The sequence below is a fragment of the Bradyrhizobium sp. SHOUNA76 genome (assembly GCF_023006445.1).
Classification (GTDB): domain Bacteria; phylum Pseudomonadota; class Alphaproteobacteria; order Rhizobiales; family Xanthobacteraceae; genus Bradyrhizobium.
Genome location: NZ_JALBHA010000230.1, coordinates 1 through 9,348, shown reverse-complemented (window position 1 = coordinate 9,348; position 9,348 = coordinate 1). Strand labels below are relative to the sequence as shown.

General features: G+C 65.4%; 6 protein-coding genes. All 6 read right to left on the bottom strand.

What is annotated here, in order from left to right; translation table 11 throughout:
• A partial coding sequence (locus MOV74_RS22000; protein WP_246926673.1) for a hypothetical protein occupies nucleotides 1-1,434 on the bottom strand: 1,434 nt, incomplete at its 3' end.
• Between the two features lie 10 nt (nucleotides 1,435-1,444).
• Nucleotides 1,445-2,230 (bottom strand): hypothetical protein, encoded by a 786-nt coding sequence (locus MOV74_RS21995; RefSeq protein WP_246926671.1) that lies wholly within the window; start codon nucleotides 2,228-2,230, stop codon nucleotides 1,445-1,447.
• Between the two features lie 71 nt (nucleotides 2,231-2,301).
• On the bottom strand, nucleotides 2,302-4,191 hold the full coding sequence (locus MOV74_RS21990; protein WP_246926668.1) for a flagellar protein: 1,890 nt from the start codon (nucleotides 4,189-4,191) through the stop codon (nucleotides 2,302-2,304).
• Nucleotides 4,192-4,212: 21 nt separating this feature from the next.
• Nucleotides 4,213-6,096, bottom strand: coding sequence for a flagellar hook-associated protein FlgK (gene flgK / locus MOV74_RS21985; protein ID WP_246926666.1), 1,884 nt, complete (start codon nucleotides 6,094-6,096; stop codon nucleotides 4,213-4,215).
• A 34-nt stretch (nucleotides 6,097-6,130) separates the two neighbouring features.
• Complete coding sequence (locus MOV74_RS21980; protein ID WP_246926661.1) at nucleotides 6,131-8,389, bottom strand: flagellar hook-basal body complex protein; 2,259 nt, start codon at nucleotides 8,387-8,389, stop codon at nucleotides 6,131-6,133.
• Nucleotides 8,390-8,658: 269 nt separating this feature from the next.
• Entirely contained in the window at nucleotides 8,659-9,171 is a 513-nt protein-coding gene (gene msrB / locus MOV74_RS21975; protein WP_246926655.1) for a peptide-methionine (R)-S-oxide reductase MsrB, read from the bottom strand.
• Nucleotides 9,172-9,348: the final 177 nt, after the last annotated feature.

The window sequence follows — 9,348 nt, the reverse complement described above, 5'->3', positions numbered from 1 at the left end:
TGCCTCGTCCTGCCGCTCCAAACGGACCGGCTGGCCGATCAGGCAGCGCAGCGCGGCGACCTGCCGGTCCGCCGCGCTGCCACTGATCTCCTCGTTCATGTCGCGCGCCATCGCCCGATGAATGGCGCTGGTCTCGGCGATCGACACCGGTTTGCCGCCGCGCAGCAGCATGAACGGAAAGATCGTGGTTTGTGCAAATTCCTCGTCATCCACGCTCGCCGTCCTGGTCGTGGCGGGAACGGAGCGAAGCGAGGGCGACAACGCGATCATGCTGTCGATGCCGGCGGCGAGCTCGGCCAGCACCTTGGCGCGGAAAGCACCCGATACGGCGTAGTAGCTGCCGATCTCCGCGAGCGCCGCCTCCCAGCGCAGCCATTGACCGAAGTTCGGCCGGCGATCGAAGCGCGAACGCAGCGCCGTCCAGCCCATCGGCCAATCGCAGCGGCCGGCATAATCGAAGATACCGGGCGCTATTCCCTCGACCCGGTCGATCGATCGCGAAAGACCCTTCGGCACCAGCAGCGCTCCGCTGAAGGCAGGCCCACCGAAGAATTTCGAGCCTGACATCAACACCATATAGCCGCGATCGAGATAGGAGCGCAGCCGGCGGCGGCCGAGCCGGGCCTGACAGGCGTCGACGACGATCTGGACCTTGCGCGGCCAGCGCCGCGCGATCTCGTCGAGGCAGGCCGCGCTCGGTGCACGCCAGCCGAGCTTCGAGCAATCCATGATCTGGAGCAGCACGGGCGCGCCTTGCAAGATCGTGGTCTCGATCGCATGCAGCACCGCGGCATCGGCGTCCGCGCGCATCGCAATCCCGGGCGCGGTCTCGAGCAGCGGCAACGCAACACTGGCGCCGGCGAGCCCCGCGACCGCGCCGTCCTTGCGAACCGCAAAGCCGCTCGCCGTCATGGAGCTGAAATGGTGGCCGCGGGCGCTATGGGCCGTCCCGCTTCCGGTCTGGTCGGCCCCGACCACGATCGTCACCGGCCGTGCTCCGAGCACTGCGCGCGCCAGGAACAAGGCGTGGAGCTGAGAGTCCGTGCCGGAGGGCGAGAACACGACATCGACGCGCGGCGGCAGCTGGAGATGGCCGCGCAGCTCGTCCCGCATGTCCTCGCAGCGCGCATCGAAGGCGATTTCAACCTCGTCGAACAGGCATTTGTGCATCAGCTCTTCGCGCGCCAGCGCGGCACGGTCATAGGCCGCTTGCGAGATCGTCGACGCGGTCGAGGAGGCGAAATTCCAGATCTCCGGCTCCGGCGAGGCCGCGCAGCCGTAGCCGTTGACGCGATCCCCGGCGTCGAGCGCCAGCCGCGGATCTCCGCCGGAGACGAGCAACGTGTCGAGCGGTGTGAAGAGATCGCGCAGGCGATAACGCGAACCGTCGGATGCGCGGTCCGGTTCTGACAGACGGGATGCGCCGGCGCTCATCCCGGCAGGCTCACGCCGCGGCATCTGCCGCCGCCGCGGGCGCGGCTGCGAATTGCGAGGCGATGTCGCCGTGGAAAACCGACGGCCCGACGTGATCGAGCGAGCTCTGGATGTCGGCCCAGATCTCGCCGCCGATATCGGTCCAGCGCTTGCAGAAGGCGAAGTCCTCGGAGAGATAGGTCCCGGTTGCCGGATCGATCATGCATTCGAACAACGCGAACCGGTTCGGGCTCGTGACCAGCGTGTCGTGCGAATGCTCGCGGAAGAATTGCAGGCTCGCATAATCCGGATGGCGGCACATCGCCTCCAGCACGTGGCGGCGGATCATCAGGAAACCGGTGCCGGCATAGCGCACGCGGGTGAAGCCGTTGACCACGACGATACGGTCGGGATCCTCGATCTCGAGCACGTAGTCGAGCGAAGCCGCGGGCACGTCGGCCCGGCCGGACTGGATCGCCCGCGCGGCCTTGTCCCAGTTGACCCGCTTGATCGGATAGCAGCCGGCGACAACGTCGGCGCCGCATTCGATCAGCCGGAACACCTGCTCCGGCTTGAAGCCGATGTCGGCGTCGATGAACAGGAAATGCGTCGCCTTGGGATCGTCGAGGAACATCGCGGCCAGATTGGCCCGTGCGCGGGTGATCAGCGCGTCGCCGTCCCGCAGCAGCACCTTGAGCTCGAGATTGGACATGCCGTGCACGGCGCGCTGCAGCGCGAAGATCGAGCTCGCATAGATGCTCGACACCTGCCCGCCGAAGCATGGCGTGGCCACCACCAGTTGCATCTTGTCCGACATCGGCAGCTCCGCCCCGCTCCAATCCTCACCAAGAGGTAAAGAGGCATGGTTAACGGCGTCTTAACGTAGACTTACAGGAACTTGACGAGCGAAAGCTGCGCCAGGTTCGAGGTCACCTGGTAGGAGGCCTGAAGCGCGTTCTGGAGCGCCAGGATCTCGCTCGCGACCTGGTCCGGCGAGGCCGATTCCGCCTGGTCGATGATGGTCTGGAGCTGCGCCTTGGCCTGGGTCTGGCGCGTGCTCGCGTCCTTCATCGTATTCTGGGCCATCGCGATGTCGGTCTGGATGTCCTCGATGCGCTGCTGGCCGGGCTGCTGGGTCAGCGCCTGGGTCACCCGCAGGCTGAGCGCGGCGACCTGCCCGCCCGAATACTGTCCGGTCGGCGAGGTCGAGAAGGTCCCGAACACGGCGGTCGCCTGCAATTGCCGGCGGATCGCGTCCTCATTCGCCTGGGCGCCATACTGCACCGAGACGGAATCGTCGACCCGCGCCATCGCGGTCGAGCGCGCCGAGCCGGGCCCGTCATTGCCCAGATACCATTTCACGGTGGTGGCCGAGCCGTTGACCAGCGTCGTCGCCGAGCTCGCGGGCGAGGAGCCGACACGGAGCGGCGGCTGCGTGGCGGTCACGGGCGTCGAGGCAAAACCGAGCGAGCCCAGCGCGCCCGTATTCGAGCTGGTGATATTCAGGCTGGCCGCATCGTCGGTGTTGATCGTGATCGAGCCGCCATGGATTGTCGACGGCTTCGACGTCCCCGTGATCGCGTCGATCTTGCTCATCAGCGTCTGGATGCTGTCGCCGACGTTGAGCTGGTTGCCGGTCGCGCCCGAGGCCACGAATGTCAGCGTGGTGCCATTGACGGTGATGGTGTCGCCGGCGACGAAACCCGGCGAGATCGAGTCCGTGGGGCTCGCACCCGACAGCGCTGTCGCTCCGCTGATCGGGACGAGGGGGCCCGCCTGGCTGGTCTTGGGCGTGCCGATCGCAGAGCTGGCGGTGTTGAAGAAATTGTCGCCGGCGGTCACGGCGGAGGCCGCCACCAGAGAGGTGTTGGCGAGCTTGGTGATCGCGACGTTCAGTGCGTTGTTGAGGTTCAAGGCGGTGTTGTTCGGGTTGACCGGCGTGCTCGCATCGATCGCGAAGCTGCCGAGCGGCGTCGGCGTCGCCGTCGATGCGGTCAGGTCGATCTGCTCGGTCGTGCCGTCCGGCAGCGTGAACTGAACGCTGAGCTTGTCGCCGTTGTTCGGATTGACGCCGTTGAGATCGACCGAGAACGACACCGGCGATCCGCTCGGGCCGGTGACCGTCGCGCCCGTCAGCGTCGAGGAGACCGCCTTGATCTTGAGGCCGAACGGCGAGCCCGCGACGTCTTCCGACACCTGGACCGAGCTTGGCGTCGGCTGTGGCGTTGCCAGGACCAGGCGACCCATGCCGTTGGCGCCCAGATCGGCGGCCTGGCGTTCCGCCATCACGGTCTTGAATCCCGCCTGCGTCGTCGTGCCGTTGATGATGTCGCCGGCATTCGCAACCGACTGCGTGTTGACGGCGGTCCCGGAGAACAGATAGCGGTTGCCCGTCTGCGTGTTGAGCACGCCGACCATCGAGCCGAATTGGGCGGCGGCGGTGTTCTGCGCGATGGTCTGGCCGTTGACGTTGAGATCCTGCGCGGTGTTGGCGGCGCCCGTCTGCACAGTGCTCCGGATCTTGGTCAGCGACTGCAACGCGGTGTTGGCGAGGTTGATGCTGACATTGACGTTGGTGATCGTGTCGGTATAGGCGGCGATGTTGGAGAGCTGCGCGCGCCCGGCGATCGCAAAGCCCTCGTTGGTTCCCATCCCGGAATAGTTCTGCGACAGCTTCCCGGTCGAGAGCTGCGTCGACAGGTCTGTGAGCTGCTGATTGATGTTGCGGATCTGCGAGCCGAGAACCGACGAGGAGTAGTTGATGCTGCTGATCGACATGTTTCAGAGCCCTGTTACTGCTTACCCTTGAGCCTGGAGCAACGTGTTCATCATGCTCTGCACCACCGACATGACGTGAGCGTTGGCGGCATAGGCATTCTGGAGCTGGATCAGGTTCGACATCTCGGAGTCGAGGTTGACGCTGGAGGTCGAGCTGAACTTGGCCTGGAGCGTCGAGACCACGACGCTCTGGCCCTGCTGGAGCTGGGTTGCCTGGGTCGCGGCGTTGGCCTGCACGCTCAGGAACTGCTGGAGAAAATTCGAAACGCTGCCGCTGAAGGGCTGGCTCGCCGAGCCAAGACCGCTCTGCGGCGAATAGGAGAACACCGACGAGGTGAGCTGCGAGTAGAGATAGTCGGAACGCGTGGTGTCGCCCGCGGGCGTCACCGGCGAGGTGTTGTACACCGACATCCTGGTCGGGTCGTTGACCAACTGCGTGTTCACGGCGATGCGTCCGGCAAGGCCGGTCATCTGCGATCCCGAGGCGGTGATCGCGCCGGTGTAGAGCGCCTGTCCGCCGTCGGTGAACAGCGGCAGTTGTGGATTGCCCGAGGTCAGCGACGAGATCGTCTTGCTGGTCGAGGCCGAATTGACCTTGGCGAGGCCGCTGCTGTCGTCGGTGACCCGCAGCGTCGTGGCAGTCGCCGGCGACGGCGCGGCAGAGAAGGACAGGTGCGAGCCCGAGAGCGCGGTGTTGAGTGCGGAGGCGATCGCGCCCATGCCGCCGGCGAAGTTGATGCCGATCCGCATCGGATTGGCATTCGTCGCGTTCTGAAGCGGCAGCGCCGCCGGATCGGTCACGTTGACGAGCGTGACCTGACGCTGCGTGTTGGTTGCGGTGTCGGTGTAGGTGATATTGACCGTATTGCCCGGCAGGGCAGCAGCGAGATCGAGATCGAACCCGGCCGGCGGACCGGACACCGTGCTGCCGGGCGTAGTCTTGTCGGACAGCGCGCTCGACATCGTGGCGGCGAGCTGGTCGATCTGGTTCTGCGCCTGCACCAGCAGATCGTCGCGCAGCTTCAGGTCGGCCGCGATCTGGCCGGACGACACCACGTTGTTGGCGACGACGTCGACTTGCGAGCCGTTCGGCAGCTTGATGTTGAAAGCGCCGACGCCGGACTTGGCCGGATCGATGTTGTAGAGCGAGGTCGCCGACAACGCGCCGGCGGACGCAAAGGAGAATTCCGATGCAAGGCCGGCGCCGACCAGCTGAATGCCGGTCGTGGTGTAGATATTGGCCTGGTTCGAGCCGTCCATGGTGACGCGGACGTCGACATATTTCGACAGCGTGTTGATGGCCTGGTCGCGCTGATCCATCAGGGTCGCGGCCGAGGGGTCGTTGGCGGACAGGGCCTGCAACTTGGTGTTGATGGTGGCGACCTGCTGCATGGCAGCGTTCGCGGCCTGCGCCGAGGTGCCGAGATCCTGCTCGACGTTCGAGCGCAGCGACTGGATGCCCTTGGTGGTGACGTTGAGCTGCGTGGCCAGCGCCTGCGCCGCACCGAGGGCAACCGTTTGCGCCGACGACGCGCCCGAGCTGGTCGACAGCGCCTGCAGGGCGGTGGTGAATTTGTTCAGCGCGTCTTCGAGCGTACCGCTGTTGCCGGGCGTGCCATAGACATTCTGAAGCTGCTTCAGGATGTTGGCCATCTGGTCGGCGTAACCGCTGCCGCCGGTCTCGGTGCGCAGCTGGTTGAGCACAAAGGTGTCGAGCTCCCGGCTGACGCCGGTCGTCATCGCCGTCGAGCCGAAATCGCCGGTGGTGACCTCGATCTGGTTTGGCCTCTGGACGACGTAACCCGGCGTCTGCGAATTTGCGACGTTCGAAGAGACGATCGAGAGCGCGGCCTGGTTGGCACGCAGACCGCTCATCGCACTCGCGAGAGCTGAACTCAAACCCATGTTACTTGCCGCCTTTGGTTACGTTACGCGCCGATCAGCGCAACACGTTCAGAAGGTCCTGCACCATCGAATTCGCGGTCGTGATCACCTTGGTGTTGGCCGAATAGGCCTGCTGGGTCACGATCAGCTTGGTGAATTCGTCGGCGATGTCGGTGTTCGAGCCTTCCAGCGACGAGCCGCTGATGCTTCCCGATGCGCCGTCGATCGCCGCACCCGATTGTTCGGTCGCCGCATAAGCGCCGCCGTCCATCGCTTTCAAATAGTTGGTGCCGTTGAAGTGCGACAGCGAGACTTGGGCTAGGTTGAGGTTCTGGCCGTTGGAGAAGGTGCCGACCACGAGGCCGCTGTTGTTGACGGCGACCGACCGAAGCTGGCCCGCGGCGTAGCCGTTCTGCGTGATGGTGTTGATGGTCACCGCGCCGCTGGTGCTGGCATATTGCGTCAGTCCGCCCGAGGAGATGTTGAAGGCGACGGAGCCGAGCGACTGGCCGCTGACGCTGACATTGTTGATGGTGATGCCCGAGCCGGCCGGCGTGGTCAGCGAGCCGTCGGAAGCGAAGGTGAAGGCCTGGCCCGTATTGACCCAGCCGACCGTGGTGCCGGTCGCGTTCGGATCAGTCTGGTAGAACAGGTTCCAGCTGTCGGAGTGACCTGCGCCCAGCGAGGCGCTGTCAGTTTTGGCCCAGCGCAATTGCAGGTTCACCGGCGTACCCGCAGCGTTGTAGGCGGTCACCGCGCCGCCGCTGATCGACTCCTTGGTGAAGGTCGCGATGTCGTTGCCGATCACGCCGCCGGTGCCCGCGGTGCCGCCGCCGTTACGGTTCTTGGTGATGGTGGAGGTAAAGCCGAGCGCGGCGAAGGCGGAGCTGTTGGAGCTGGACACCGATAGGTTTGACACGGTGCCCGTGTTCAAGGTGATCACACCGCTGGTGCTGACGGACGAGCCGGTGGCGCCGGAGAGCGCATCGATCTTGCTCAGCAGGGTCGTGATGTTGTCGGTGATGTTGATCTGGTTCGGACCGGACGCGCCCGAAGCCATGAATGTCAGCGTCTGGCCGTTGACGGTGATCGTGTCGGCAGGCGGGCCCGCCGAAAAGCCGGAAGAGAGAACCTGGGCGCCGCCTGCAGTGGCGCTGCCGCTCAGCAGCGTCGATCCCGAGATCGCGGGCGAGGACAGCACGTTGCCGCCGCGCGTCACGCTGGTGATGCCGAGCGCCGTGGCCGCGGTGCCGCTGTTCACCGCCACATCCGTGCTGGTGCCGCTCGACATCACGATGTTGCCGCTCGCGTTGAGGGTCGCGGTCACGCCAGCGCCGGCTGCGTTCTGAATTGCGGTCAGAATGTCCTGGACCGTCGCAGGCGTGCCGGCCCCCAGGCCGATGGTCGAGTTGGTGCCGAGGGTGACGGTGTTGCCGGCGTTGAAGGTGATCGTGTTGCCGTTGATGGTCAGCGTCTGGCCGCTAAGCGCGGTGAGGATGCTCGATGCGAGATGCGTGCCGACGGCGGCATCCAGCGATGTCGTCGTCGATGCCACGGCCGACGAGTTGTTCTGCAGCGCGACCCCTCCGGTGTTCGTCGTCGACGAATAGGGCGAACGGATGTTGCCCGTGGCCGCGGCGCCCGAAGCGGTGTTGTTGGTGTAGGGCGCGGGCGGCGTGCCGACCGGCAGCGGGTTGGCGGCGAAATCCGATGGGTTGAGGCCGCCGGCCGCCAGCAGCGTCCCGGGCGAGGCGGTCGAACTGGCCGCAGTGTTCGGCTGGGTCGGCAGGTTGGCCGCGTACTGGATCGAAGTCGTCGCCTGGGCGGGGATGAAGTTATTCTGGAATTTCAGGACGTTCGCCACGTTGCCGGTCGGGTTGCCGGTCTTGGGGTCGACCGTGACGCCCATCAGGTAATAGCCGGCGCCGTTGACCAGATTGCCGTTGGCATTGAGCTGGAAGTCGCCACGGCGGGTGTAATAGGTGACGCCGCTGAACACCGGCACGTTGTCGACGACGCCGGTTGCCTTCTGGATCGAGAAGAAGCCGTCGCCGGTGATCGCCATGTTGGTGGCGACGGTGGAGCCGGAGATCGTGCCCTGCGTGGTGATGGTCGCCTTGGCATTGGCCGTCACGCCGCCCGCGACCTGCTTGCTCGGCACCGAGGAGTCGGGAATGAGATCGACGAAGCTGGTGCCGATGCCCTTGTAACCGGTGGTGGATGAGTTCGCGATGTTGCCGGAAATGTTCTGCAGCGCGTAGGACTGCGCCTGCAGGCCACCCACCGAGGTGTTCATTGCATCGAAGATACCCATAACTTTGTCTCCAAATCCGATCTCGGCGGCCGGTCGACCAAGGCCGCAGTCGGGGGAGACAGTCGCAAGGGCTATGCCAATGCGGGTATTCTCAGGAAATCAATGACTTAATGAAAAAGCCCCGGCCTGAGGACCGGGGCACAATTGCCGGGACCGGCAACAATTGCCGGGACGTCCTGTCGTTCCGGGGCGATGCGAAGCATCGAACCCGGAAGTTCGAGATTCCGGATTCGATGCTGACGCATCGCTCCGGAATGACACCTTATGGCCTACGTCGCCGACGCTGCAGCCGGGTGAAAGACCAGCCCGAATCCGTCGATGCAGTAGCGCAATCCGGTCGGCTTCGGACCGTCGTCAAAGACGTGGCCGAGATGGCCGCCGCAGCGGCGGCAATGCACCTCGGTGCGAACCATGCCGTAGGCCCGGTCCTCGGTCTTGCCGACATTGCCTTCGATCGGCTGGTAGAAGCTCGGCCAGCCGGTGCCGCTCTCGAATTTGGTCTCGGAGGCAAACAGCGGCAGGTCGCAGCCGGCGCAGGCAAAGGTGCCCTTGCGATGCTCCTTCAGGAGCGGGCTGGAGCCGGGCCGCTCGGTGCCGTGCTTGCGCAGGATCTCATATTGCTGCGGCGTGAGCTGGGCGCGCCATTCGGCTTCCGTCTTCGTGATCTCGAACTTTTCCGCGGCTTTCTCGCCGGCCTCGGCCGGCGTTCCCTTGAGCCAGCGGAAGGCCGCAAGGCCGAACAGGCCGGCGGCAGTCGTCAACAGGATGCGGCGGTCAAACATCTCATTCTCCGTGCGGGAGCGTCCACGCCCTGAGATACGGGCTTTGACGGCCAACGTTACACGTCCGGGCGGAATTTTTCTCAGGCTTATCGCGCGACGCCGGCGTCCTGCGAGGCCGGTTCCATGGCCTGTTCTTCCTCTTGGGCCGCGGGTTTCGGCGGCGGGGCCGGCCGTGGC

Bases quoted from the DNA above. Each gene is read 5' to 3' on its own strand.
- MOV74_RS21995 (WP_246926671.1), bottom strand. From the start codon at position 2,230: ATGTCGGACAAGATGCAACTGGTGGTGGCCACGCCATGCTTCGGCGGG.
- MOV74_RS21990 (WP_246926668.1), bottom strand. From the start codon at position 4,191: ATGTCGATCAGCAGCATCAACTACTCCTCGTCGGTTCTCGGCTCGCAG.
- flgK (WP_246926666.1), bottom strand. From the start codon at position 6,096: ATGGGTTTGAGTTCAGCTCTCGCGAGTGCGATGAGCGGTCTGCGTGCC.
- MOV74_RS21980 (WP_246926661.1), bottom strand. From the start codon at position 8,389: ATGGGTATCTTCGATGCAATGAACACCTCGGTGGGTGGCCTGCAGGCG.
- msrB (WP_246926655.1), bottom strand. From the start codon at position 9,171: ATGTTTGACCGCCGCATCCTGTTGACGACTGCCGCCGGCCTGTTCGGC.